Source organism: Natronomonas sp. (assembly GCF_047616845.1).
Lineage (GTDB): Archaea > Halobacteriota > Halobacteria > Halobacteriales > Haloarculaceae > Natronomonas.
Genome location: NZ_JBLGBY010000010.1, coordinates 28,685 through 53,092 on the forward strand (window position 1 = coordinate 28,685; position 24,408 = coordinate 53,092).

A 24,408-nucleotide genomic window follows, 5' to 3' on the forward strand; every position below is an offset into this window, starting at 1 on the left:
ACCGCACGTGGAAACCACGTGGGTTGAAAGGTAGCTGTCTGACCGTGCCGTCTACATTCAAATCTCTCCTACTGTCGTAAAACCCCTCCGGTACCAACCGGATGCGTATCGGGGTGTTCGAGGTAGTATGCGCGGAACCGGATTTGAACCGGAACCACTTCGCTCCCTGTGGTCGCTCGTGGTAAGGCCACAAATCCGGCCTGCTCCTTCGTCGCTTCGCTCCTTAGTGCGCGGGACCGGATTTGAACCGGCGGACCCCTACGGGATAGCGTCCTAAGCGCTACGCCTTTGGCCTGGCTCGGCAACCCGCGCGCATCCTGCCGTACCGCCGTCCCGAAAAAATACCTGTCGCTACCGACCGACGCGATCCTTGATGCTCGCGACCAGTCCCTCGAAGTTGCCCATCTCCTCGATGCCCTCGATCTCGTCACCGAGTCGAACCGTACCGGGCTCTGCGACGCGGGCACAGATACCACCGCAGCCGTCGCTCAATGCCCGCATCAGTCCATCCTCGCCAGCGACCTGCTCGACGTGCCGGCAGGGCGGTCGGAGTCGAGTTCCCTCGAACACGGCCCCGCCGAGGCTGAATCGACAGTTCAGAAGGTCGTGTACGTCGCCGCCGCGAACGACGAAATTGCGCCGATGCTCGCCGTTCTCGAGTTCGATGGTCGGCTGCGTTCGAATCTCGTCGAGCGCTTCGGCCTGCACGAACGTCGCCTCACAGACATCGAACGGCGAATAGTAGCCACGGCCGGTGCAGTAGCGGTCGCCCTCCAGGCCGCCGTGGACGGCTTCGATTTCCGACCGCGACTGCATCGGCTCTCCGGCAGCCTCGGCGATGAAGATAGATTCCAGACGCATACTCCCGCTTGGTGTGCCGACCACATACGTCCGCTGCCGACGGTTTATATAGCTGCGCGACGGACGGTCGGGCATGTATCGCGCCCGCGACCACGTCGAAAACGAGGAGTGGCTCGCCGCCATCGACGATGCGGCGGAGCGACTCGACCTCGGAAGCGACGCGAAATCGCGGGCGACCGACCTGTTTCTCTCGACCGTCCCGGACGAGGATCGGTCGAAGAAGGCGACGGTCGCGGCCAGCATCTACGCCGGCGCGCTCATCGCTGGCGACCGGCGGTCACAGTCCGACGTCGCGGACGCCGTCGGGGTCGCACGGCTGACCGTACAACAGCGCTGGAAGGACTTGCTCGAAGAAGCGGGCCTCGACCCGCCAAAGTGGTAACTTACTCGCGTGCCGGTGGCCGCCCCTCGCGGTCGGGCGTGAGATTGCCGTGTTCGTCGATTTCGCCGGAGACGACTCGCGTCGAGGAGATGACTTTGCCGTCGTCGGCGTAGACGTGGTCGACGACCTCGATGTCGAGGGGGTCGAGCCCGCGCTCCTCACGAATCTCGTTCACTTTCTCGCCGCCGTCTTGCGTCTCGGGAGAGACGATGAGCACGTCGAATCCGGGTTCGGTCGCGATGCCCGTCGGCTCACGCAGCGTTCGCACCTCGAATGCGCGGTCGTACTCGGTCGCGAACTCCGCGAGCTCGGCTTCGAGGTCGGCTTTGCGCTCCTCGAAGGATCGGACGTAGCGGTCGACGTTGCGCGTCTTCGGGGCGAGGCCGTCGCTGGTCAGTCCGACGGTCACGTCGCCCAACTCGAACGCGCGGTCGAAGAGCGCACGGTGGCCGTCGTGAACCGGGTCGAACGTGCCACCCAGTACGACGTTCATGGAGTCCGGAAGGGACGGCCCCCGTTTAGTGGCTTCGATGGGGCCGAGTGTCAGGCTGCATCCGCGGGCTCGTCGTCCGGGCCCTCGGTTTCGCTCTCGACGGTGATGCTTACCGGCTCGTCGCTCTCTTCGCTCGCAACACCGAGATGAGAATCGAGGTTGAACACGGTGTTGAGTTCCGATTGGACGTCCTCGACGATGCTTCCCACGAGGTCGCTCGGCGCCATCGTCGTGTACTCGTAGGGGTTGTTGCCGGCACCGCTGGACTCCCGTTTGTGTCGCGTGACACGCTCTTCGTCGTGTAGTTCCGCCAGCGCCTCGCGGACGGTGCTCGGGTATAGTCCCGTTCCCTCGGCGATTTCCTCGCTCGTGCTGCCGGGGGTCTGTCGCAGATAGACGTAGATTCGCGCGCGAGTCTCGGTGTCCAACACCCACGAGAGCAGATCGACGATGCCCTCGTCGAACTGTTCGGCGGCGCGTTCGGCCTCCTGTTCGAGTTTGTCGCGTACGCTGTCGTCGTCCGCCTCAACTGGCTCCCCCTGCCCGTCCTCAGATGGTTCGTCCGTAGACATACGTTGTATTCAGACGGACACAAGGAACACCCGTATATAAATCCAGTGGCGGCGCTCAGTCGAGCAGCAGTGACTCACAAACCGCAGCAAGGCCGCCGGTTTCACGGAGCCGACGCTGGCGCTGGGTGCCGCTTCCGGAGTCATAAATATCGCGGATGCCGTCGACTCCGAGGCGGCTGCTTTCGCGGTCGACGAGTTCGCCGAGCGGGATGGCTTCGTCCCACTCCTTTGAGAGCAGTTCGACGTCGTGGCCGTGCCGCATCGCGCGCCACTTGTTCTCATCGAGAGGCTCCCGTCGATGGTCGTAGCCCGTCTTGCCGTCCTCGTACCGTGCCGCGAGGTCGTCGACAAGCGCCTTCGTGTATTCGACGAACGCCATCACGCGGTCAGGGTCGGCCTGCCCGTCGGGCGTCCGTATCTCGACGGTACCGTGGGCGGAGTGGGGCCGAACGTCGTACCACAGCTCCCCGCGGTCGTTTATCGAGCCGTTCTCGACCATCATCCGCTCGAATTCCTGGAATTCCTCGAACCCCTCGAACGTCGTCGGCATGCCGGTGTTCGGCAGCGCCTCGAAGATTTTGGCTCGGGCCGACGCAAGCCCCGTATCAAAGCCGTTCCAGTACGGTGAGTTCGCCGAGAGGGCAAGCAGTATCGGGAGATACCACCGAATCTCGTTTGCAATCCACACCGCTTTGTCGGCATCGTCGACCCCGACGTGGACGTGCAGGCCAGCCGTCGTATTCCGGTGTTGCGGATACTGAATCCGATCGAGCTGCGCCCGGTAGCGCGGCTTCTCGGCGTGTTCGAGTTCGCGCCACTTCGCGGACGGATGGAGGCCAGCGGCTGCGATGCCGTAGCCGTGCGCCTCCGCGTGGTCGACGAGTGCTTCCCGAACCTCCGCGAGGGCGTCCTCGGCGGCCGACAGCGAGTCGATTGTCGGCGTCTGCGTCTCGATGACGCATTTGAACAGCTCGTGGTCGAGCCTGTCTTCGAGGATTGCTGGTGGCTCGCTCTGGTAGACGAGTTCGTCGGTGCCGGCGGTGGGGTGGCCGCGTTCATCGACGACGAAAAACTCCTCTTCGATGCCGAGCGTCCCCATCCGGTCGAAGGCCGCACGCGAGCCCAGTTCCATCGCTCTCCACTTCGCCGTGGCCCACTAAATATGATGTGACCTGCTGTGGCCGCACTGCACGAACGCCTACCGCGGCGTGGCAACGACGCCCAGGTGGTCGTCGTGGAACGGCTCCAGTGACTGCCTCTCGATGATGTCGTACCCCTCACGGAGCGTTTCGAGCACCTCATCGAAGACCTCCTCCGGCGGCCGCGCGACGTCCTCGCTCCGGGCCTTCACCGCAAACAGCAGTCGACCGTCATCTGCGAGGAACTCCCGATTGGCCAGCGCCACCTTGGCCTGTCCGCGAGTCGCCACATCCTGAATCACGACGTCGACCGGTTCGACGACGTGGGCGTACGTCTCGGGCTTGCGAGCGTCCTTTAGCAGCGGGAAGAGTTTCGGTCGTGGTTCGGCCGCATCCAGCAGGTCGCGGGCGGGGCGGGCCGCAAACTCGACAGCATACGTGGGCCCGACGAAGTCCGCGACGTGGCTGACGGTCGTCCCCGCTGCGGCCCCGAGATACAGCACAGTCTCGTCGCCGACAAGTCCCGTATCCATGTCGGTTTCGAGCATCGCGCCGAGTTTCGAGCGTCGTGGCGCCCACCGACGCCAGCCGTCAGCAGTGGGTTCGCCGTACACCGGCTCCCCGCGAGTCGCGAGCGCCTCTTCGCCATCGAAGGCTCGCTGTTCGACGCCATCGGGCAGGCTCATGCCGTATCACGCGCCTGGATGCGCTCAATGCGTTCGGCCAGCTCGGCCTCCAGTTCGGGTTTCAGCTCGCCCGAGTAGTGGTCGACCCGTGCCGCAATGGTGAGTTTGCCGGCCAGTGCCCGCGCTGCCGACCCGCGATTCTCGGGATGGGTGCCTTTGACCGCCTCATGAGTGTAGATGACGCCGTGTTTCGGGGATGGCGCGTGGCCACGGAGGTGGGCGAAAAGCGCCTCCTCGGCGCCGAGCACCTGCACCGTTCCCGAAGGCTTGCGAGCCAACTGTTTCAGCCCGCCAGCGAGGGCGATGAGTCGCGAGGCGAGCACCGGGCCAGCGAGTGCCGAAAGATTCGGTGCCACCTCGGGCGCCGTCCGCTCGACGTGTGCCCGGAGGTCGGCGGCCTCGTCGTCCAGGTCGCGGACGCGACCGGCTAAGGAAACGAGCGGGCCATCGGTTTCTTCAGCCGCCAATTCGCGGGCGTAGGAGACGCCAGTTCCGGCGTCTTCGTATCTGCTGCCGGCCCATTCAGCGACCCGTTCGGCGAGTTCGTTCGCGACGCGCTCGCAGTCGTCCATCGCGCGAATCGCGTGGATGAGTTGTTTGTCGTCGGCCGTCTCTGCTTCGCGAACGGCGGCCCGCGTCGCCGCCATCGTCGCGTCGTGCAAGAGGTCGTAATACTCCGCTTCGTCGGCGGCGAAGTCGGCGTCAACGGCGCGTTCGGGCCATGCTCTGGATTCGGCGGCCTCACCCTTACGGATGGCGGTGGCGGCCCCCTCTGTGTCGCCAGGGTCGAGGCCATCGAACCAGCATGCGCTCCCGGGGGTTCCCTCGGTCATGCCATCCTCTTGATGCCGCCGTCGTATATGCGTTCTCGATGGGCGCTCAGAGTTCCGGCAGTCCGGCCTCGATCTCCTCGCGTTCGGTTTCGAGCCACTCTGGCAACACCAGTTTCTCGCCCAGGGCATCGAGTTCCTCGTCGACAGTGTAGCCCGGTTCCTCGGTTGCGAACTCGAAGAGCACGCCGCCAGAGGTGCGCGCGTACACCGATTTGAACCACTTTCGGTCGATGATCTCCGTCGGGCGAAGCCCCTGTTCGATGAGGATGTCGCGCCACGCTTCCTGTTCGGCTTCGGTCACCTGGAAGGCGACGTGGTGGACGGTGCCGGCACCCGGCTGGCCGCGCGGCGCTTGTGGGTCTTCGAGCAGGTCGACGACGTAGCCGAGGTCGCCGTCAGCTTCGAACCGCTGGCGGTCGTGGTCGCTATCGCTCGGCTGAAAGCCCATCATCTTCAGGAGAGTCTTGGTCGCTCCCGTCGTCGCCAGCGTGAGCGAGACGCCGAAGAAGCCCCGAATCGCGTGCGCTTTCGGAACCGGCCCGGACGGTGGGTCACAAGCGGGCGCATCCGCGCGGGCGACCAACTCAAGCGGAAGCCCGCCGGGGTCGGCGAACCCGATGACGGTATCGCCGAATCGCTCGTCGGTCTCGGTCTCGACGCCCGCATCGTCCAGTCGGTCGAGCCAGTAGTCGACTGCTCCGCCGGGAATCAGGAACTGGGTCGTGGTGACCTGGCCGCGCCCGACGCGGCCCGGTCGCGCGTCGACGTACGGGAAGAACGTCATGCTCGTGCCCGGCGAGCCGCCGTAATCGCCGTAGAACAGGTGATACACGGAGATGTCGTCCTGATTGACGCTCCGTTTCACCAGACGCAGCCCGAGCGTCTCCGTGTAGAATTCGAGATTCCGTTTCGGGTCGCTCCCAATAGCGGTGACGTGATGGATACCCGGAACCTCTGTCGGCATACCAACACGTACGAAGACGTGTTAGATAATCCCTTGCCCCTACACATCTGCGCGCGGTCGCTCATCGGACGTTCAGTCCTCGACGAGGTCGCGAACCATCTCTGAGACGTGCTCGATTTCGTCCTCGTTGACACCGTGGCCCATCCCCTCGTAGATGCGCTTCGTCACGTCTGCGTCCATCCCTTCGAAAACATCGGCTGTCTCGTGCACGCGTTCGATTGGAATATGCGGGTCGACGTCACTGCAGCCGATCAACACGGGCGTCCCGTCCAGCGACTCCTCGTAATCGCGTGGCGTGTCTCCGGGGCCGACGAGCCCGCCACTCAAAACTGCCAGCCCCCCGTACCGGGTGGCGTTGCGCGCGACGTACTCACTCGCCAGGCACGCGCCCTGCGAGAAGCCGGCCAGCATGGTCTGGTCGGTCGAGATGTCCACATCATTGACTTTCTCGATAGCGGCGTCGATGGCCTGCAATCCCGAGGATAACCCTGGCTCGTTGGATTCGATGGGTGCGAGAAACGAGTTCGGATACCAGCTGTTGCCCGCCGCTTGCGGGGCGACGTATGCGATGCCGTGGTGGTAGAACGCATCGGCCATGCCGATGATGCTCTGGGCGGTCGCGCCGCGCCCGTGGACGAGCACCGCGGCCGCGTCGGCGGCGTCCAGCGGCGTGCCGACCGTCGCGAGCGGCTGGTCTTGGTGTGGCCCGTCGGCGCTCATCACGTCGCCCCCGGTCGTCTCGCGGCTGGCAGACATCCAAACATACCGAAGGCTTCACAGCCACAGCACTTGAGTGTCGTGCAGAACCGTGCTTCCGGCGTTTCGATTCGGCCTGCTCAGCAGACCGGCTTCGGGTTGACGCCCATCCCTTCGAGGCGCTCGGTGTATTCCTCGTAGGCGGCCTGGATAGCGCCGGAAGCAGCCTCCTCGGCACGCTCCCAGCAATCCTCGTTGTCGCCACAGACGGATTCGAGGCGGTCAGTCGCCCGCTCCAGCTGGGCATCGAGGTCGCCACCCATCTCGCGGAAGAGCCGTGCCGTCTGGGGGTCGGCGTCGCCGACGAAGAAGCCGGTCAACTGCTCTTTGGACTTCTCCGCAGCGAGCGTTCGGCCGAGGAAGCCGCCGAGGCGTTCGACGTCGCCGTCCAGTCCGCGGAGGTACGTCTGGATTGCGGGCACCTCGCCGGGGTCGTGGTCGTCGAGTTCGCCGACGACCGTCTCGTAGTGGTCGCGCTCCTCCTCGGCCGTCGCGGCGAAGGCCTCGGCCACCTCGTCGGAGGCGTCCTCGGCCCAGTCGGCGTACGTCTCCGCGGCGTGGTGTTCGGCGGTCGCGGCGGCTTCGAGCACTTCCTCGCGTTCCATCTCGCCCATCGTGTCCGCGTACAGCGCTTTCGAGGAGCCGAGCCGCGAGAGCGCGGTGGCGTTTTCCTCCCGAACGTCGTCGATGAAGGCCTCTGCAGTCATGGGAGACGCTACTGGTGCGGAGCGCTTGTAACCAGCGGTCTGCGTCGCTACGCGGCGTGAAAAATAAAGAAGGTGTGGTGGAGTTGCTGCCTACTCGCCCGTTTCGATCGGCGCGCCAACGAGGTTCCCCCACTCCGTCCAGGAACCGTCGTAGTTCGCGGTGTCGTCGTAGCCGAGGAGTTCGTGCAGCGCGAACCACGCGACCGAGGAGCGCTCAGCGATACGGCAGTAGGCGATGGTCGTCTCCTCGCCGTCGATGTCGTATCCCGAGTAGAGCTCTTCGAGCTCGTCGCGGGTCTTGAACGTGCCGTCGTCGTTGGTCACGTCAGCCCACGAGATGTTCTTTGCGCCGGGGACGTGGCCGCCACGCTGGGCGGTCTCCTGCAGGCCCGGCGGCGCGAGAATCTCGCCGCTGTACTCCTCGGGGGAGCGAACGTCAACGAGCGGCAGGCCCTTGTCGACGGCCTTCTCGACGTCCCCGCGGTAGGCCCGGATAGATTCGTGGGGGCCGCCCGCAGTGTAGCTGGTCGAGGAGAACTCCGGCACCTCGTCGGTGAGCGGGTAGTCGTTCTCGACCCAGTAGTCGCGGCCGCCGTCCATCAGGCGCACGTCGTCGTGGCCGTAGTATTTGAACTCCCAGTAGGTGTAGGCGGCGAACCAGTTGGCGTTGTCACCGTAGAGGACGACCGTGGTGTCATCGGTGATGCCGAGTTCCTCCATCAGGGCTTCGAAGCCCTCCTTCGAGAGGAGGTCTCGCTGCACCTGGTCGCGGAGGTCTTGCTCCCAGTCGAGCCCGATGGCGCCGGGGGCGTGGCCCTCTTCGTCGTACACTTCCGTGTCGACGTCGACTTCGAGCAGTCGATAGTCAGAGTCGTCACTCTGGAAATCGTCGAGATGGTTCTCGACCCAGTCCGCTGAGACGAGTACATCGCTTTTTGCGTAGTCGCTCATGATACAGACGAAGTATAACCCAACTACACACATAAGACTATGACTCTCGGCACGTTCAGCCACCCCTCCACACTCGCGGCACATTTTGCTGGCTTCTTCACGCCGTCTGTCGGCGACATTCCGGGGCATCCTCCGACGGAACGCGTAAAAAACCACCGTCGGAGCCGCGGCGTTTAAGCCAACTAACCGGAAACATTTTCTGGTATCTCCGAGCGCCCTGGATTGAAGGGTTGAAGCCTTCCGAAGCGGAGACCCACACATGAGCGATGTAGTAGTTCCAGCGTCGTGGGTGAACGACCACCTCGACGACCTACGAGTGGTGGACGTCCGCGACGAGTGGGAGTACGACGGTATCGGGCACATCCCCGGCGCGGTGAACATCCCGTTCGACGCGTTCCGCGCCGAAGACGAGGGTGAGGCCGGAATGCTTCCCGGTGCCGACCGCTTCGCCGACCTGATGGCGACGGCCGGCATCGGCAACGACAACGAAATCGTCGCCTACGACGATACACACGGTGTTTTCGCCGCCCGCTTTCTCGTCACGGCGGAGCTATACGGCCACGACCCGGGGAAGCTCCACCTCCTCGATGGCGACTACTCGTCGTGGAATCTCGAACACCCCACCGACACGGAGACGCCAAACCCCTCTCCATCCGAGTACGAAGCGACGTTCCAAGCCGAGGGGCCGCTCGTCGAACTTGATGTCGTCAAAAGCGCCATCGACGACCCGGACACCGTCATCGTCGACACGCGCGAGGACTGGGAGTACGAGGAAGGCCACATCCCCGGCGCCGTCCGCATCGACTGGCGGGAACTGGTCGACGACGAGACGCGTGGGCTCAGACCCGACTCGGAGATGGGCTCGACACTCGAAACACGCGGCATCGCCCCCGAAAACCGCATCCTGCTGTACTGCAACACCGCCCGTCGCATCAGCCACACCTACACCGTTCTCCGACACCTCGGCTACCCGGAGCTGGCGTTCTACGAGGGCAGCCTCACCGAGTGGGAACGAGAGGGCGGCGAACTGGAAACCGGTCTCTAAGTCTCACCAACACTCCATGGTATCGGCATCCGAGAGGTCGGGGGCGGCGTCGGTCTGTTCCGCGGCGGCGCGGAGCAGCCGGTCATCGGCCACGAATAACTGCTTTCAGGAGGCTCAAAGGCTCGTTTGACCTTTCAGCGGGGTTATGGAGTATCCCATCCACCCTACCTCTATGAAGCGACGAACCATGCTTTCGGCCGGTGCGGCGGCCCTTACAGCCGGGCTTGCCGGCTGTTCTGCCGCGCTGGGGGCACCGACCGACGGCGAACAACAGCCGCTGTATCCGGATCGACGAACCATCCCCGCCAGAGCGACGACCCATCACCTGTTCGTGGAGAACGCTGACGCGGAGTCTCACGTTGGGACGCTTACGGTTACCCGAACGAGCGACGACGCGCTGGTGTGGCGCGGAACGTACGAAATCCCCGACGAACGCGGGCTCGAGATTCCCGACCTCCTTGTCGAGGGGCGTACCTACGAAATCGCGCTCGACGTCGACGGCGGCCCGCGCGAGACGACTATCCAGAATATCGAGCCCTGTCCGAGATCCGGTTCCAGAAACACCAGCGCGATGATAGCAGACGGAAGTATCCGGTTCCAGCAGGATAACTGCGATGCGATTTCCGTTCCGACACTTCCGACTGGGCCTCACGAGGGGTTCCTGCACGCCGAACAGGACTAACCGAACGCTTCGAACGGCTCACCGCAGTCGTTGCAGAAATGCATCGACCGACACAGCGACGGCCCCTTCGGATGCTCCTGTTCGGTGTTCGTCGACCCGCAGTACGGACACTCTGCGGGGCCGTCCTCCTCGCTCGATTCCGTGGACGGGTCTGGGCGCCGTCTCATACGCTCACCCCGAACTCACGGAGGTCGTCTTTCCCGGCGTCGGTGACCATCTCGAGGTTCCATTCGGGGCTCCAGACGAGTTCGACCTCGGCGGTGTCGACACCCTCGGCACGTTCGGCGGCCTGCCGAACGTCTTCCTGAAGGTAATCGCGCGCCGGACAGCCGGTGTACGTCAGCGTCATTGTGACCGTCGCGTGGCCGTCCGCGACGTCGACGCCGTAGATGAGGCCTAAATCGACCACGGAGATGGGCATCTCGGGGTCTTCGACCGCCCGGAGTTCCTCGAAGACGTCCGCCTCGACGCCCTCGGACTCCGCGCCAGTCGCCGGAAGGTCATCCACGTCGACGCCGTGTTCGTAGTCCGTATAGACGCAGTAACTCGGCGCTCCATCGACCTCGACCTCCTCCTGGGGGGTGTCCTTAGACATCGGCCTCATCCGGGTCGGGCATCAGCGCCGGTGCTTCGTCCCGGTCGAGCATCTCGTAGGTGAACGTGAACTCGTTGTACAGCGACTGCCAGGCGTCGGTGTGGCTCCCATCCCGGCCGCGTGCGTCGGGCAGAAGTTCGGTGTGTGCCTCGACTGGCACGTCGATACCGAGACCGCCCAGGAACGGCGTGACGATGGCGCGCCAGTCCTCGCGCAGGTCACCAAGCGGGTCGGGCCGAACGCCGAGGTCGACGATGACCTCCTCGTGTTCCGTACGGGCAAAGAGCGTCATGGCGGGCGGGAACAGGCGGTCGACAGCCGCCTGGACGCGGGCGCGCGCCTCGGCGGCTTCGCCGCCTCCTCGGGACTCCTTCGTCGTCCCGGCATCTTCACAGAGCCGTTCGAGCCAGTTCTGGGCGTGTTCGCGGTGGTACTCTTCTTCACCGAGCACCTTCCCGACGCGGTCGGCGATTCGTGGATACGTCGTCTCCTGAAGCGACTGCAAGCGGAGGTGCTCGTACGTGTCGTAGAGATAGCCCCGAACCACACAATCCGCCCAGTCGCCGGTCTCGAACGGCTGCTCGACGAGCGTCGACTGTCGGAAGTCGGCAGGGTCGCGCTCCCAGATGAGGTCGGTCTGGTCGTAGCCGAAATCCTCGAGCAGGTCGTACCACAATCGGGCGTGGCCGAGTTCGTCCTGGGCGATGTTGGCGACGGCGATGTCGGCCTCGAGCGTCGGCCCACGCACTTGCCATTCGGTGTAGCGTTCCGCGACGACGAACTCATCGTCCGCGAGACAGCGGAGTTCGGCCTCGACGGCCGCCCGCTCCCGCTCGTCGAGTTCCTCTGGGCCACCGAGCGTCATTTGTCGGCCTCCGCGAGGTCGCGTTCGGCTTCCTCCTGTTCGCGCTGGCTGGCCTCGATCTCCTCGGCGAACGTCTCGTCGGTGTTGTAGTTCGTCGCCCAGCGGTACTGCTTCTGTGTCGTGCCGCCCATCTCGATGCCCGGCTCGTCGGCGTCGACCGTCCGAATCTCGTCTTTCGGGACGACCCAGAGGCTCTTGGCCGGCTTCCGGCGGGCGTGCATGATCTGGGCGTACTGTTTCGCCAGCTCTGCGTTCGGCGCGTGAACGTTGCCGACGTGAGTGTGGTACTCCTTCGCCTTCTCCTGTCTGAACACTTCCCAAATCATGATTAATCGTCCGCCATCGCAGGGTTGACCCCGCCCTGCTGGGGTGATTCGATGGCGTCACGAACCCACTCGACGGCCTCTTGGCTCCGCCTGCGTTTGTCGATCTGGCCGGCGCCGGTCGGATACTCGTTTTTCGCGACGGTGAAGAACTCGTCCCAGTCAAGGTTTTCCTCGTACACCTCGTAGTAGTCGTCCGTCTCGTGGTATTCGACGCGGGGGTACTCCGGCAGTTCGAGGCCGTACTTCTTCGCCTTCGGGACGTAGGCGTTGAGGAACGCGTTCCGGAGGTCGTCGTTGCTCATCGTCTTCAGGCCGACCTCCATCGAGAAGTCGCCGTGGGTCGATTGGTCGTCCGTCGGCCCGAAGAACTGGAGGATGCGTGGCCACCACTTCTCGAAGGCCGCCTGCAACCGCTCTCGGTCGCGGCGACTCCCCGTCGCGATGGTGCGGAGGATGTCCTCGCCGTGTTTGATGTGGAACCCCTCCTCGAAACAGATCTTGTCGATAGCGTGGGCATACGGCTCCCAGGAGGTGCGCTTGAGCGTCGCCTGCCGGCGCATCGCCGCGCCGTCGACGAAGAACATGATCATCGGCAGCTCGTACCAGTCGTTGAGAGGGTAATGGAAGCAGTTGAGGAACTTCCCCTGGCCGTTCGCGAGTTCGTCAAGCATCTCCTCGCGGGTCTTGACGCCCAGTTCCTCGGCGGCCCGGTACAACAGTTGCCCGTGGCCGATCTCGTCTTGCACCTGTGCGCTGACTGCCAGCTTCCTATCCAGCGACGGGGCCTGCCGGATGAAGGGCCGCTCGATGTACGCGCCCATGATTTCGGAGTTCGCGTGGAACTGAATCATCCGGGTCGCCGCCTCCCGATACTCCCGGGGCATGTCGTCGCTGGGGCCGAACTCCCGCGCCCCTGCGCGCTCTGTGACGGTGTCGAGATCCATTGCTACGTACAATTAATGTCATGGTTTCACATACCCGTTGACCACAACATACACGCATTTTAAATACGAACGGCTGCCAACACGGCACATGATTTCGGAGTGTCTGGTCGTCGAGTTCCGTGTGACGGGTGACGACTGCCCGCTCGCAGAGGCCTCCGATGCGGTGTCCGCACCGATAGACGCCGCGCCGCCGTTGCTCCGTGAGGACGGCTACACGCTACTTCGCTTCTCGACGCACGAGGCAGCCGTCGGCGACGTCCTGGGGTCGGACGACCGGATTCGATACCTCCACCGAACGACGGCTGATGGGTGCCACACCTTCCGGTGTCTGTCGAAGGAGCGGTGCATCGTGCATCAACTCATCGACGAGGGCTTTCTGGTCGAGTCGGTTCGCTACCGTGACGGCGACGAACGACATGTCGGTGCCGTCGTCGGGCAGGACGTGCTGCATGGCGTGCTCGAAGCGGCAGGCGAGGCTGTCGGCGTTCGGTTAGAGCGCATCTCTCCGCTCGGAGAGGAAGGTGAAACGACGGTCGAAACACGGTGGAACCTCACGCCGGGGCAGGCCGAGGCGCTCGAAGCCGCCCACGAGATGGGGTATTTCGAGGTGCCGAAGGGAGCCGACGCGGCGGCGATCGCGGCCGAACTCGGTGTCTCGAAATCCGCGTTTCTCGAACGGCTCCGACGGGCCCAGGCCGCGCTGTTCGATCAGGTGCTCGCGTGAATTACCCTCGACGCTTGAAGAGGAATTTCATATCGCCCTCGAAGACGGAGTCGCCGTCCTGGTTCGTCATCTTCGAACCGATTTCGACGTAGCCGGCGTCATCGCGGCTTTCGAGGATGCGCTTTTCGGCGCATTCGTACTCCGCGCTGACCGTATCGCCGATGTAACTGTACGGCATGGCGTGGTACTCACAGCCATCGTTGATAATATTTGCCTGAAACCGTCTCTGCGGGTTCCGCCAAAGCTTCAAGCCACCGCCTACCCGAAATATAGCCATGTCGGATGGGCATGACCTCACCGAAGGAACGACCATCACCCACTCGCGCACGTTCACGAAATCTGACGTGGACGCCTTCACCGAGGTCTCGCAGGACGAAAACGACGTCCACAGAGAGGCGGACGAGGAGGGGCGTCTCATAGTTCACGGATTGTTGACGGCGACGCTGCCGACGAAAATCGGCGGCGACCTGAGTTACATCGCCCGCGAACTGAACAACACGTTCCACCAGCCGGTGTACACCGGCGAGGAAATCCGGTGTGAGATGACAATCACGGACATCCGAGACCGTGATGACGGCATCCGGATGGAAACTGAGTTCGTCTGTCGGAACGAAGATGACGCCGTCGTCCTGACCGGCGACACCGACGGCGTCATCTACGACTAACTACTCCTCGTATTCGTACGCTTCCCGCGCCACTTCAGCGGAGAGTTTGCCGAGTCGTAACTCACGCTCGATAGCTTCCAGGGCGCGCTCCGATGGATCGCCGTAGCCGCCACCGCCGGGCGTTCTGAGGCTGATGATATCGCCCGCCGAGAGATCGTGGGTCGACTTACCCGGAATCCGTACTTCCCCATCGTCGCCGATGAGATACGTCGCTCCGGGGGTGCCGTCGTCGCCGCCAGCCAGGCCATACGGCGCATGTTTCTGCCGGTCGGCCAGGAGGCTGCAATCCGAATCGGTTCGCACCTCGATATCCCGCCGGAGTCCGAGGCCGCCCCGATACTCACCAGCTCCGCCGGTATCGGGACGCAACGCGTAGCGTCGAACCCGGAGCGGGTACGCCGTTTCGAGCACCTCCGCGGGCGTGTTGAGCGTGTTACTCATGTGGACGTGGACGGCGTCCATTCCGTCGCCTTCGGCGTGGGCGCCGAACCCGCCGCCCTGCGTTTCGTAGAACGCGAAGGGCTCGCCGGCCTCGTCGGTGCCGCCGAAGGTGACGTTGTTCATCGTCCCCTGTCCGGCCGCGACGGCGCGTTCGGGGACGGCGTCGGCGAAGGCGCCGAGCACAACGTCCGTGACCCGCTGTGAGGTTTCGAGGTTGCCGCCGACGACGGCGGCCGGCGGGTTCGGATTGACGATGGTTCCGGAGGGCGCGTCGATCTCGACTGGCCGGTAGCAGCCCTCGTTCGGCGGGATATCCGGGTTCGTTATCGCGCGAACGGCGTAGTAGGTCGCCGATGCGGTGACCGCGAAAACCGCGTTTATCGGGCCGTCTGTCTGGGCGGCCGTCCCGTCGAAGTCGATGTGGACAGATTCGCCCTCGACCGTGACGGTCGCGGCGACCGGCAAATCCTCGCTGCCGCGGCCGTCGCCATCGAGGACATCCTCGAAGCGGTACTCGCCGTCCGGAATCTCGGCCAACTCCGAGCGCATCCGCCGTTCCGAGTAGTCGGCAATCTCGGCCAGCGCGTCGGTGATGTCGTCGGAGCCGTAACGGTCGACGAGTTCCTCGAAGCGCTCCGCGCCGGTCTCGTTGGCCGCGACCTGCGCCCGGAGGTCGCCGCGGCGCTCCTCAGGCGTCCGGACGTTCCGCTCGATGAGGTCGTACGCCGTCTCGTTGGCCTCACCGGCGACCCGAAGTTTGACCGGCGGAATGCGAAGTCCCTCCTGGTAGATTTCAGTCGAGTCCGCGCTGACGCTGCCGGCTGTCGACCCGCCGATATCGGCATGGTGGGCGCGGTTGGCGGTGAACGCCACGAGCTTTCCGTCGTCGTAGACGGGCGTCACGAGTGTCAAATCCGGCAGGTGCGCACCGCCCTCGTAGGGATCGTTCAAGAGAATCGCGTCGCCGGGGCCGAGCGTGCCCGGCGGGAACGCTTCGAGGGCAGCGGCCACGGAGAACGGCATCGCGCCGAGATGGACGGGCATGTTCTCGGCCTGGGCGACGAGGTTCCCCGAGGCGTCGAACAGCGCACACGAGCAGTCCTTCCGCTCTTTGATGTTCGGCGAGTAACTCGTTCGGACGAGCGTGGCATTCATCTCCTCGCACACCGCCGCACAGGCGTTTCGGACAACCTCCAGCGTGACGGGGTCGACGCCCCGCTCGGCGTCGTCGGTCATTCGCCCACCTCCAGCCGGAGCGTACCGTCATCAGCTACCTCGAGCGCGTCAACTGGCCGAACGACGACCGTGCTTTCGGGGCCTTCGACGATTGCTGGCCCCTCGACCGTCGCTCCCGTCGGCAGGTCGTCGCGAGCGTAGACTGGCGTCTCGCGGTCGGCCTCGAACCGGACGGTTCTAGTCTCCCGAATCGCGTCATCGGGGTCGCCAGACACCGTCGTCGGCTCGAGTTGCGGTGGGTCGACGACGCCCCGTGTCCGCACGCGGACGGTCACCAGTTCCAGCGGTTCCTCCGGTGCGGCATGACCGTACCGCGTCTGGTGGCGCTCGTGGAACCGGGCTGCGACCGCCCCGAGTGCTTCCTCGTCCACCTCCGTCGGCATCGGCACTCTGAGGTCGAACGATTGGCCTTCGTACCGGAGGTCGACGTACCGCTCGTGGTCGACGAGCAGGTCGTCGGGAACTCGACGCTCGCCCTGTCGCTCGAACTCCCGGAAGGTCTCCTCCAGGTCGGCCGGGTCGACCGCATCCCAGGGCCGCACTTTCGACATCGAAGCGTCGTAGGTCACGTCGGAGACGAGCAGGCCGAGCGCCGAGAGAACGCCGGCCGCGCGTGGGACGAGTACCTCTGGAACGCCCACATCGGCCGCGATGTCCGCGGCGTGCAGCGGGCCAGCGCCGCCGAAGGCCACCAGCGCGAATTCACGGGGGTCGTAGCCGCGTTCGACGCTGACGACCCGGAGCGCACGCGCCATGTTCGCGTTTGCGACTTCGACGATGCCAGCGGCAGCGTCGCGTTTATCGAGGCCGAGGCGGTCGCCCAGCGTCTCGATCGCTGCCTCCGTCTCGGCGATTGCTCCGCCGACGTCACCGAGGAACGCTTCAGGGTCGATGCGCCCGAGGACACAGTGGGCGTCCGTAACCGTTGGTTCGGCGCCACCACGGCCGTAGCATATCGGGCCGGGGGCTGCACCTGCCGATCGCGGGCCGACGCGGAGTGCGCCGCCGTCGTCGACCCACGCGATGGAGCCGCCGCCGGCCCCGACGGTATGGATGTCGACCATCGGGACTGCGATGGGATAATCGCCGACTTCGACATCGGTCGTGACCACGGGGTCGCCGTCTTCGACGAGCGAGACGTCACAGGAGGTGCCGCCCATGTCCATCGTCAGGAGAGTTTCCGACCCGAGGCGGCTGGCGACGTGCGTGGCCCCGCGAACGCCCGCAGCGGGGCCCGACAGGAGCGTATCGATAGGACGGTTCCGGGCTGTTTCGGCGTCCATGATGCCGCCGTTCGACCCCATCAATCGCAGCGGTGCATCGATGCCGGCATCGGTGAGTTCGCCCCCGAGGCGACCGATGTACCCCTCCATCGTCGGCCGGAGCGCGGCGTTGAGCGCGGTGGCGAGCGTGCGCTCGTACTCGCGGATTTCGGGCAATACCTCCGAGGATAGCGAGACGCTTTCGATGCCTGCATCGGTGAGCAGGTCGCCGACACGCTCCTCGTGGTGCCCGTTCTCAAAGGAGAACAGAAGCGAGACAGCAACGCTTTCGGCGTCGATTCCTTCGGCGAGGTCACGGACAGCGGCCTCATCGAGCGGTTCAAGCACGTCGCCGCGTTCGCCCACTCGCTCGGACACCTCGTACCGGCGGTCGCGGGGGACGACTGGCTCGGGCTTCGAATCGTGGAGGTCGTAGATATCGGGGCGGGCCTGCCGGCCGATTTCGAGCGCGTCGCGGAACCCCTCGGTGGTGACGAGCGCCGTCTCGGCCCAGTCGCGTTCGAGAACCGCGTTCGTGGCGACGGTCGTTCCGTGTGCGAAGAAGTCGACGCTATCGAGGCGCTTCTCGTCGGCGACCGTGGCGAGACCGGCGGCGACGGCACGCTCCGGAGCGTCCGGCGTCGAATCGACCTTCTCGATGCGGACGCCCGTCTCCGAGACTACGACGAGGTCGGTGAACGTGCCACCGACGTCGACGCCGAGGCATGTCTGCATACGTCGGCGATCGACCGGCAGGGCCCTCAAGCTTCGCCTCCGTGGGATTCGCGGAGCGAGTCGAACGTCCGGCTACGCCAAACCGCTTCACCGTTGTCGTCGGGTTTATGCCCGGGCCAAGCAACCCTCGGATATGCGCGATGCCTACGTCGTTGGGGCAGGCCAATCGAAATACGGCTCCTTCCCCGACGAGAGTTACCGTTCGCTGTTCAGAACGGCCGTCGAGAACACGGTCGAGAGCGTCGACGACGGCGCCGACATCGATGATATCGACGAAGCCTACGTTGGCACGCTCGGCGTCGGCGGCCGCCAACTCGGCCTTCCGGGCCCGGCTGTCACCGAACACGTCGGCCTCCACGGCGTCCCGGTCACCCGGGTCGAAAACGCCTGTGCGGCCTCCGGATACGCGGTTCGACAGGCCGTGATGGCCGTCCGCTCCGGGATGGCCGACATCGTCCTCGCGGGCGGGGTCGAGGTGATGACCGACCTCTCCGGGGACGCCGTCCGCTACTGGCTCGGCGTCTCCGGCGAAACCGAGTGGGAGCGACTATCCGGAACCACGTTCGCCGGCGTCTACGCCCAGATGGCCTCCGCACATATGCGCGAACACGGCACGACGAACGAACAGCTCTCCCACGTCGCCGTCAAGAACCACGACAACGGCGCGAAGAACCCGAAAGCCCAGCTCGGGTTCACCTGTACGCTCGAGGACGCGGTCAACGCCCCCGCCGTTGCCGACCCACTGACGCTGTATCACTGCTGTCCGACCACGGACGGCGCGGCCGCGGCGCTCATCGTCAGCGAGGACGTCGTCGAGGAATTCACCGACGAACCCGTCCGTGTGGCCGGCGTCGGCGCCGCCTCCGACCGCGTCGGCCTCTTCCAGCGTGATACCTACAACTCCGTGCCGGCCTCGAAGAAGGCCGGCGACTCGGCCTACGAGGAAGCCGGCATGGACGCTGACGACCTCGATTTCGCCGAGGTGCACGACTGTTTCGCCATCGCGGAGCTGATGGCCTACGAAGACCTCGGCTTCTGTGAGCGCGGCGAGGCCGGGCCCTACATCGAATCGGGCGCGACTCGCATCGATGGCGAACTCCCGGTCAACACCTCCGGCGGCCTGAAATCGAAGGGCCACCCTATCGGCGCGACGGGCGCCGGCCAGGTCGTCGAGGCATTCGACCAGCTCACCGGACAGGCCGGCGACCGACAGCTCGACGACCCACATGTCGGGCTGACCCACAACGTCGGGGGCTCCGGCGGCGCCGCAGTCGTCCACATCTTCGAGCGCGAAGACCGCGGGGCCTCGACGCCGGCCGAGACCGACGGAGACGAGGAGGTGGACGCATGAGCCGCGGTATCCTCGCCGTCGGCGCGTACGCCCCGGAGAACCGCGCTCCGGCCGAGGCCTTCGAGGAGGCATGGGGCCGGTTCGACGCGCCCGGCGTCGAGACGAAGGCCGTCCCGGATGCAGACGAGGATGCACTGACGATGGGCGTCGAAGCTGCCCGACGGGCGCTGTTAGCGGGCGAGGTGGACGGCGATACGCTCGACCGTCTCGCGTTCGCCACGACCACCCCGCCGCTTGCGGAGGAAGACCTGACGCCGCGATTGGGGTCGTATCTCGGCGCGCCTGCGGACGCGACACGTCGCACGTACACCGGCAGCACGCGCGCCGGCGTCGACGCGCTGTTCGACGCCATCGAGACTGGTGGAACCGCACTTGTCGTCGTGGCAGACTGCCCCGAAGGCGAGCCGGACGACAGCCGCGAACACGCGGCTGGCGCGGGAGCCGTTGCCCTGCTCGTCGGAGATGATGCCCCTGCAGTAATCGCAGAGCGGGCGACGCACGCTGATACCCGACCGGGCACGCGCTTCCGCGAACACGGCAGCGAGACCCTTGACGGGCTCGATATCGGTACCTACGACCGTGCCGCCTTCACCGACCCCGTCGAAACGGCCGTTGACGGGCTCGATGCGTCGGGTGCCGATACCATCGCGTTGCAGGCACCGAACGGCAAACTCCCGTATCGGAGCAGCCTCGACAACGAGGCCATCGCAGCCGTCGAAACCGTCTCCGAACTGGGTGACACCGCAGCCGCGAGCGTCCCGCTCTCGCTTGCGGTGGCCTTCGAGGACGACTACGATCGGACGCTCGCAGTCGCGTGGGGCTCCGGCGCCGGCGCGACGGCGTTCCACATCGAGGGTACGGCGCCGGTCGAGACTGCGCTCTCGGGGTCGACCGACCTCGATTATCCGGCCTATCTGCGACGGCGCGGTGACATCGTCGGCGAGAAACCGGATGGCGGCGCAGCGCACGTCCCGGTGCCGACGTGGCGCCGCAGTCTTCCCCAGCGACACCGCCACGAAGCCGGTCGGTGCCCCGACTGTGGCGCAGTCGCGTTCCCGCCGGAGGGTGCCTGTCCGGACTGTCGTGGACTGGTCGAGTTCGACCCCGTCGAACCGTCGCTTTTCGGCACCGTCGACGCCGCGACGACCATCGGCCAGGGCGGCGCGCCGCCGGAGTTCGCCGAACAGCAGGCCCGTCAGGGGGCGTTCGGCGTGGCCGTCGTCCGCTTCCCGGCCGGTGAAGACGAGGTTTCGCTACCGATGCAGGTACTCGGCGAGGCGTCGGTCGACGACGAGGTGAAAGCAGTTCCCCGACGCGTCTACGTCGAGGAAGGCGTCCCACGGTACGGGCTGAAGGCGCTTCCGCAGTCTGATTAGGCGCTATCGGACGGCGACGGCGTGGCGGTCGGCTCGCCGCCAGAGCCACTACCGCTTACGGACTGGCTACTGCTGGCGGAACCACTGGTGGCGCCGCGCTGCTCGACTCGAATCGATGACGGCGTCCCGTTTTCGAACGTGAACGTCGCGACGTACTCGATTTCGACGATGCAGGTCGCACAACCCTCGGAATCGTCTTTTTCTACGCTTGCGATGTCGACGTACAGTTCGTCGGCATCGCTGTCGTATTCTGCGGTGACGAGTTCGGCCGTATAGCAGGTGTTCCGCCCGTCGAGGACGCCCTCGATGGTGACGACATCGTCACCCGAGGTGACATCGTGGCTCCCGTACTCGTTTCCGCATTCGACCCGTTCGACCTCGAACGTCTGGTCGACGAGGCGTCTATACGGCGTCGATGTCGGCGTTCCGTCGGCATCCGGTTCCGGCTCGGCGCCGGGCGCATCCGCGAGACAACCGGCAACGCTCGTTGTCGTCGCGGCCGCGGCGGCCACGAGGAGGGCACGTCGTTTCACGTCACGCGCTTGACGGGTGATGGATATATGTGTGCCGGATGGTCAAATCACCGTTTGACTCTCACCGAGAGGTTCTTTTGCCGTCGCCCGCACCGACTCGCCATGCATCCACGGGCACGCGAGTTCGAGCAGCGAGCGCACGAGGCGTTCGGCATCGATGTCGATGTCCACGAGTTCCCCGAAGGGACGAAGACGGCGGCTGACGCCGCCGAGGCCATCGGCTGTGACATCGCGCAGATCGCCAGCGGTATCGTGCTGTCGGCGGACGATGACTTGGTGGTCGTCGTCACGAGCGGTGCGAACCGCGTCACTTTCGGGAAACTGGCAGCCCTGCTGGACGTTCCCGAATCGTCCGTTTCGATGGCTGATGCAGACGATATCAAGGAGACGCTCGGCTGGTCAATCGGCGGCGTCCCGCCGTTCTGCCACGAGACGGACGTGCCGGTGTTTCTGGATGAGACGCTGACCGAGTTCGAAGAGGTGTGGGCCGCTGCTGGGACGCCCGAAGCGGTCTTCCCTATCGCACCGGACGCCCTCCAAGAACTCGCAGGCGCCCGGGTCGCGGACGTGGCCGAATGAGATTTTAACAAGAGCGTCGCCCATAGCTAGCACAGTTATTAAAATGACGACCCTCGATAACAACTCTTTTGACCGCGTGTCGGATACGGTGTCGTATGCGACTCACTCGGCGTGACGTACTCGGTGGGGTGGCCCTATCCACGGTGGGTGGGCTCGCCGGCTGCACCGGGGGCGGTGACGGCAGCGAGAACGCCGGTGCGTTCACGGCGTTTTTCACGCTTGAGGATTTCACCCGGCAGGTCGTCGGCGATGCGATGGCCGTCGAGAACCCCGTTCCGGTCGGCCGGATGGGACACCGCTACGAGGTCGGCTCGCAGGCCCAGATCGACGCCGTACGCTCCCGTGCCTTCGTCTTCCTCGATATCGCGGGCTTTCAGAGCTGGGCCCGGGATACGGCGACAAATCTCCGAGAAAATCACCCCGATATTACCGTTATCGACGCCCTAGAGAACGTCGACCTCCGGGGACTCGGCGGGGAACGCGACGCTACCGAAGAAGCGAACCGTGACGCGTCTGTCGACCCTCACTACTGGCTCGACCCGCTCCGCTCCGCCGAGAGCGTCCGGACGATTGCCGAGGGACTTTCGGCGGCCGACCCGGACAACGCCGACACCTACGACGCGAACGCGACAGCGTACGTCGAGCGACTCGAGGCACTCGACGAGCAGTTCCGCGAGGAACTGTCGTCCCGAAGCTTCGACACCATCGTCGTCGCGGGGCATGACTCCTATCAGTATCTCGCCACACGCTACGATTTTGAGGTTCACTCGCCGGTCGGCGTCTCGCCGAACGCCGAACCCGGTTCCGCGGAAATCGCAGACACCATCGACCTCATCGACAACCGAGGTATCGACGTGGTGCTCTACGACGCCTTCGCCTCGCCCAAACTCGCAGAGACTATCGTCGAGGAATCCACGGCCAGCGAGACGATGGCTATCTCACCCGCAGAGGGCACCAAGCAGGCCTGGGTCGACGACGGCTGGGGATACGTCGAACAGATGAAAGAGCTAAACCTGCCGGCCTTCAAGAGGGCGCTGAACGCCGAATGACGGACGCCGTACGCCTCGAGGACGTATCGTTCGCCTACGGGGAGACACCCGCGCTCCGGGACGTCTCCCTGACCATCGAATCCGGGGAGTTCCTTGGTCTCATTGGCCCGAACGGTTCGGGGAAGACGACGCTTCTGAGCGTCATGCTCGGGCTCATCGAGCCCGATTCGGGCAGCGTCGAGCTGTTCGGCGACCCCATCGATTCCTTCGACGACGGCCATCGAATCGGCTACGTTTCACAGAAATCGACGGAGAAAGGCACCGCGATGCCGGTCACCGTCGAGGAGGTCGTCGAGATGGGCCGGTATGCCCACGTCGGGTCGGGACGGCTCCGGGCGGAAGACCGAGACGCCGTCCAGGCCGCGATGGAGCGAGTCAACATCACCGACCTCGCCGACCGGCAAGTAAGTTCACTCTCCGGCGGCCAACAACAGCGGGCCTTCATCGCGCGGGCGCTGGCCAGCGATGCCGACCTGCTGGCACTCGACGAACCCACTGTCGGTGTCGATGCCGACTCCCGCGACCGCTTCTACGGGCTGCTCGATGAACTCAACGACGAGGGCATCACCATCGTCCTCATCGAACACGACATCGGCGTCGTCACCGACCGTGCGAGCCGCATCGCCTGTCTGAACACCGAACTTTACCACCACGGCGATCCCGAATCGTTCCACGAAAGCGACGCGCTCGAACGCGCGTACGGCTCGACCGGACAGGTCGTCGGCCACCACCACTGATGGCGGGCGCAGATGGCTCGCCTCGGCGGGCACTCGTCCGCAGCGGGCTCGCTCTCACGGCGTTGCTCGCCGTGATTTCGGGACTGTACCTTCTCGGGACGTTCTTCGAGGCACACGGCCCCGGCCTGCTCGGCGGCTTCGGCAGCGTGTTGGCCGGAACGCTCGTCGACACCGGGGCGAGCGCAGGCCGCTTCGTCGGCACGGATCTCTTCGGGTTCAGATTCGTCTGGAACTCGCTTGCGACCGGCGTGCTCATCGGCATCGTCGCGCCGCTCGTCGGCACGTATCTCGTCCACCGCGAGATGGCGCTCATCGGCGAAACGCTCGCTCACACCGCCTTCGCTGGAGTCGCGTTCGGGCTGTTCTTCGCCGCCGCGACGGGATGGTCGGCACCGATTCTCCTCTCCGCGCTCATCGCCGGCGTTCTTGGCGCGTTCATCGTCCAGTGGCTCACCGAGCACACCGACACCTACGGTGACGTTCCCATCGCTATCATGCTCACCGGCTCGTTCGCCGTGGGTACTATCGTCATCAGCATCGGTGGCGGCTTCTCGGGACTCAACATCGAGAGTTTCCTCTTCGGGAACGTGGGCTTCGTCACCGTCGACGGTGCGTGGCTCATGGGAGCGCTCTCGGCAGTCGTCATCGCCGTCATCGCGGCCCGCCACAAGCAGTTGCTCTTCATCACTTTCGACGAACAGGCTGCCCGCGTCGCACAACTGAATGTGAGCCTCCACAACACGCTTCTCATCGTGTTGACCTCGTTCGTCGTCGTTGGCGCGATGCAGGTGCTCGGTATCATCCTCGTGGCGGCGCTACTCGTCGTCCCCGTGGCCGCAGCGGCACAGGTCGCACGGAACTTCGAGGAGTCGCTGTACCTCGGTGTCCTGTTCGGCGAGACGGCCGTCCTGGCCGGCCT

The 24,408-nt window shown here is 65.1% G+C and carries 30 protein-coding genes and 1 tRNA gene; 11 read left to right on the forward strand and 20 right to left on the reverse strand.

Going from position 1 to position 24,408, the window contains the following annotated elements:
* Nucleotides 1-227: 227 nt before the first annotated feature.
* Nucleotides 228-312: transfer RNA gene (locus ACI8UR_RS03595), tRNA-Leu, on the reverse strand.
* A gap of 39 nt (nt 313-351) precedes the next feature.
* Nucleotides 352-861: an MOSC domain-containing protein gene (locus tag ACI8UR_RS03600; protein ID WP_411714575.1), complete on the reverse strand. Its 510-nt coding sequence runs from the start codon at nt 859-861 to the stop codon at nt 352-354.
* Between the two features lie 73 nt (nt 862-934).
* Between ACI8UR_RS03600 and ACI8UR_RS03605 the strand changes: the two genes are divergently transcribed.
* Complete coding sequence (locus ACI8UR_RS03605; protein WP_411714574.1) at nt 935-1,243, forward strand: transcription initiation factor IIB family protein; 309 nt, start codon at nt 935-937, stop codon at nt 1,241-1,243.
* A 1-nt stretch (nt 1,244) separates the two neighbouring features.
* On the opposite strand, the gene ACI8UR_RS03610 is transcribed toward ACI8UR_RS03605, so the two are convergent.
* From ACI8UR_RS03610 to ACI8UR_RS03650, 9 genes are all read right to left on the reverse strand, one after another.
* Nucleotides 1,245-1,736, reverse strand: coding sequence for a phosphopantetheine adenylyltransferase (locus ACI8UR_RS03610; protein ID WP_411714573.1), 492 nt, complete (start codon nt 1,734-1,736; stop codon nt 1,245-1,247).
* 50 nt (nt 1,737-1,786) lie between these two features.
* Nucleotides 1,787-2,308 (reverse strand): winged helix-turn-helix transcriptional regulator, encoded by a 522-nt coding sequence (locus tag ACI8UR_RS03615; protein WP_411714572.1) that lies wholly within the window; start codon nt 2,306-2,308, stop codon nt 1,787-1,789.
* A 55-nt stretch (nt 2,309-2,363) separates the two neighbouring features.
* On the reverse strand, nt 2,364-3,440 hold the full coding sequence (locus ACI8UR_RS03620; RefSeq protein ID WP_411714571.1) for a glutamate--cysteine ligase: 1,077 nt from the start codon (nt 3,438-3,440) through the stop codon (nt 2,364-2,366).
* 66 nt (nt 3,441-3,506) lie between these two features.
* Nucleotides 3,507-4,133, reverse strand: coding sequence for a fibrillarin-like rRNA/tRNA 2'-O-methyltransferase (locus tag ACI8UR_RS03625; RefSeq protein ID WP_411714570.1), 627 nt, complete (start codon nt 4,131-4,133; stop codon nt 3,507-3,509).
* Nucleotides 4,130-4,966, reverse strand: coding sequence for an NOP5/NOP56 family protein (locus tag ACI8UR_RS03630; protein ID WP_411714569.1), 837 nt, complete (start codon nt 4,964-4,966; stop codon nt 4,130-4,132). The genes ACI8UR_RS03625 and ACI8UR_RS03630 overlap by 4 nt, the downstream gene beginning before the upstream one ends.
* 46 nt (nt 4,967-5,012) lie before the next feature.
* Entirely contained in the window at nt 5,013-5,930 is a 918-nt protein-coding gene (locus ACI8UR_RS03635; protein WP_411714568.1) for a VOC family protein, read from the reverse strand.
* Between the two features lie 72 nt (nt 5,931-6,002).
* Nucleotides 6,003-6,686: an alpha/beta hydrolase gene (locus ACI8UR_RS03640; RefSeq protein ID WP_415087569.1), complete on the reverse strand. Its 684-nt coding sequence runs from the start codon at nt 6,684-6,686 to the stop codon at nt 6,003-6,005.
* 80 nt (nt 6,687-6,766) lie between these two features.
* Nucleotides 6,767-7,393: a ferritin family protein gene (locus ACI8UR_RS03645; RefSeq protein WP_411714566.1), complete on the reverse strand. Its 627-nt coding sequence runs from the start codon at nt 7,391-7,393 to the stop codon at nt 6,767-6,769.
* A 90-nt stretch (nt 7,394-7,483) separates the two neighbouring features.
* Nucleotides 7,484-8,344 carry a sulfurtransferase gene (locus tag ACI8UR_RS03650; RefSeq protein ID WP_411714565.1) on the reverse strand — a complete coding sequence of 287 codons (861 nt, stop codon included), beginning with the start codon at nt 8,342-8,344 and terminating at the stop codon, nt 7,484-7,486.
* 259 nt (nt 8,345-8,603) lie between these two features.
* Between ACI8UR_RS03650 and ACI8UR_RS03655 the strand changes: the two genes are divergently transcribed.
* On the forward strand, nt 8,604-9,389 hold the full coding sequence (locus ACI8UR_RS03655; RefSeq protein WP_411714564.1) for a sulfurtransferase: 786 nt from the start codon (nt 8,604-8,606) through the stop codon (nt 9,387-9,389).
* Between the two features lie 172 nt (nt 9,390-9,561).
* On the forward strand, nt 9,562-10,071 hold the full coding sequence (locus tag ACI8UR_RS03660; protein WP_411714563.1) for a hypothetical protein: 510 nt from the start codon (nt 9,562-9,564) through the stop codon (nt 10,069-10,071).
* On the opposite strand, the gene paaE is transcribed toward ACI8UR_RS03660, so the two are convergent.
* The 5 genes from paaE to paaA are packed head-to-tail and all read right to left on the reverse strand — an operon-like array spanning nt 10,068 to nt 12,801.
* Nucleotides 10,068-10,238, reverse strand: a complete 171-nt coding sequence (gene paaE, locus ACI8UR_RS03665; protein ID WP_411714562.1) for a 1,2-phenylacetyl-CoA epoxidase subunit PaaE — start codon at nt 10,236-10,238, stop codon at nt 10,068-10,070. The genes ACI8UR_RS03660 and paaE overlap by 4 nt on opposite strands.
* Nucleotides 10,235-10,666, reverse strand: a complete 432-nt coding sequence (gene paaD, locus ACI8UR_RS03670) for a 1,2-phenylacetyl-CoA epoxidase subunit PaaD (protein WP_411714561.1) — start codon at nt 10,664-10,666, stop codon at nt 10,235-10,237. The genes paaE and paaD overlap by 4 nt, the downstream gene beginning before the upstream one ends.
* Entirely contained in the window at nt 10,659-11,531 is an 873-nt protein-coding gene (paaC, locus tag ACI8UR_RS03675) for a 1,2-phenylacetyl-CoA epoxidase subunit PaaC (protein WP_411714560.1), read from the reverse strand. Before paaC ends, paaD begins: the two co-directional genes overlap by 8 nt.
* On the reverse strand, nt 11,528-11,857 hold the full coding sequence (locus ACI8UR_RS03680) for a phenylacetic acid degradation protein PaaB (RefSeq protein ID WP_415087570.1): 330 nt from the start codon (nt 11,855-11,857) through the stop codon (nt 11,528-11,530). The genes paaC and ACI8UR_RS03680 overlap by 4 nt, the downstream gene beginning before the upstream one ends.
* A 2-nt stretch (nt 11,858-11,859) precedes the next feature.
* Nucleotides 11,860-12,801, reverse strand: coding sequence for a 1,2-phenylacetyl-CoA epoxidase subunit PaaA (gene paaA, locus ACI8UR_RS03685; protein ID WP_411716134.1), 942 nt, complete (start codon nt 12,799-12,801; stop codon nt 11,860-11,862).
* Nucleotides 12,802-12,889: 88 nt separating this feature from the next.
* On the opposite strand from paaA, the gene ACI8UR_RS03690 reads away from it, so the two are divergent.
* A complete protein-coding gene (locus ACI8UR_RS03690; protein ID WP_411716133.1) occupies nt 12,890-13,525 on the forward strand; it encodes a helix-turn-helix domain-containing protein in 636 nt (211 codons plus the stop codon).
* 1 nt (nt 13,526) lies between these two features.
* On the opposite strand, the gene ACI8UR_RS03695 is transcribed toward ACI8UR_RS03690, so the two are convergent.
* On the reverse strand, nt 13,527-13,703 hold the full coding sequence (locus tag ACI8UR_RS03695; protein ID WP_411716132.1) for a hypothetical protein: 177 nt from the start codon (nt 13,701-13,703) through the stop codon (nt 13,527-13,529).
* Between the two features lie 97 nt (nt 13,704-13,800).
* Between ACI8UR_RS03695 and ACI8UR_RS03700 the strand changes: the two genes are divergently transcribed.
* Nucleotides 13,801-14,190, forward strand: a complete 390-nt coding sequence (locus ACI8UR_RS03700) for a MaoC/PaaZ C-terminal domain-containing protein (protein ID WP_411716131.1) — start codon at nt 13,801-13,803, stop codon at nt 14,188-14,190.
* Here the strand turns inward: ACI8UR_RS03700 and ACI8UR_RS03705 are convergent, their stop codons facing one another.
* Complete coding sequence (locus ACI8UR_RS03705) at nt 14,191-15,867, reverse strand: hydantoinase B/oxoprolinase family protein (protein WP_411716130.1); 1,677 nt, start codon at nt 15,865-15,867, stop codon at nt 14,191-14,193.
* Complete coding sequence (locus ACI8UR_RS03710; protein WP_415087571.1) at nt 15,864-17,864, reverse strand: hydantoinase/oxoprolinase family protein; 2,001 nt, start codon at nt 17,862-17,864, stop codon at nt 15,864-15,866. Before ACI8UR_RS03710 ends, ACI8UR_RS03705 begins: the two co-directional genes overlap by 4 nt.
* A gap of 133 nt (nt 17,865-17,997) precedes the next feature.
* On the opposite strand from ACI8UR_RS03710, the gene ACI8UR_RS03715 reads away from it, so the two are divergent.
* Nucleotides 17,998-19,215, forward strand: coding sequence for a thiolase domain-containing protein (locus ACI8UR_RS03715; protein ID WP_415087572.1), 1,218 nt, complete (start codon nt 17,998-18,000; stop codon nt 19,213-19,215).
* The gene (locus tag ACI8UR_RS03720) at nt 19,212-20,591 is read left to right on the forward strand and encodes a zinc ribbon domain-containing protein (RefSeq protein ID WP_415087573.1); all 1,380 of its coding nucleotides are present in this window, start codon (nt 19,212-19,214) and stop codon (nt 20,589-20,591) included. The genes ACI8UR_RS03715 and ACI8UR_RS03720 overlap by 4 nt, the downstream gene beginning before the upstream one ends.
* Here the strand turns inward: ACI8UR_RS03720 and ACI8UR_RS03725 are convergent.
* Nucleotides 20,588-21,124, reverse strand: a complete 537-nt coding sequence (locus tag ACI8UR_RS03725; protein ID WP_411716459.1) for a hypothetical protein — start codon at nt 21,122-21,124, stop codon at nt 20,588-20,590. The two genes, ACI8UR_RS03720 and ACI8UR_RS03725, sit on opposite strands and share 4 nt — an antisense overlap.
* Before the next feature lie 102 nt (nt 21,125-21,226).
* Here ACI8UR_RS03725 and ACI8UR_RS03730 point away from each other — a divergent pair, with 102 nt between their 5' ends.
* From ACI8UR_RS03730 to ACI8UR_RS03745, 4 genes are all read left to right on the forward strand, one after another.
* Nucleotides 21,227-21,703 (forward strand): YbaK/EbsC family protein, encoded by a 477-nt coding sequence (locus ACI8UR_RS03730; RefSeq protein WP_411716458.1) that lies wholly within the window; start codon nt 21,227-21,229, stop codon nt 21,701-21,703.
* Nucleotides 21,704-21,798: 95 nt separating this feature from the next.
* Nucleotides 21,799-22,752, forward strand: coding sequence for a metal ABC transporter solute-binding protein, Zn/Mn family (locus ACI8UR_RS03735; protein ID WP_411716457.1), 954 nt, complete (start codon nt 21,799-21,801; stop codon nt 22,750-22,752).
* Complete coding sequence (locus ACI8UR_RS03740; protein WP_411716456.1) at nt 22,749-23,489, forward strand: metal ABC transporter ATP-binding protein; 741 nt, start codon at nt 22,749-22,751, stop codon at nt 23,487-23,489. The genes ACI8UR_RS03735 and ACI8UR_RS03740 overlap by 4 nt, the downstream gene beginning before the upstream one ends.
* A partial coding sequence (locus ACI8UR_RS03745; RefSeq protein ID WP_415087574.1) for a metal ABC transporter permease occupies nt 23,489-24,408 on the forward strand: 920 nt, incomplete at its 3' end. The genes ACI8UR_RS03740 and ACI8UR_RS03745, both read left to right, overlap by 1 nt.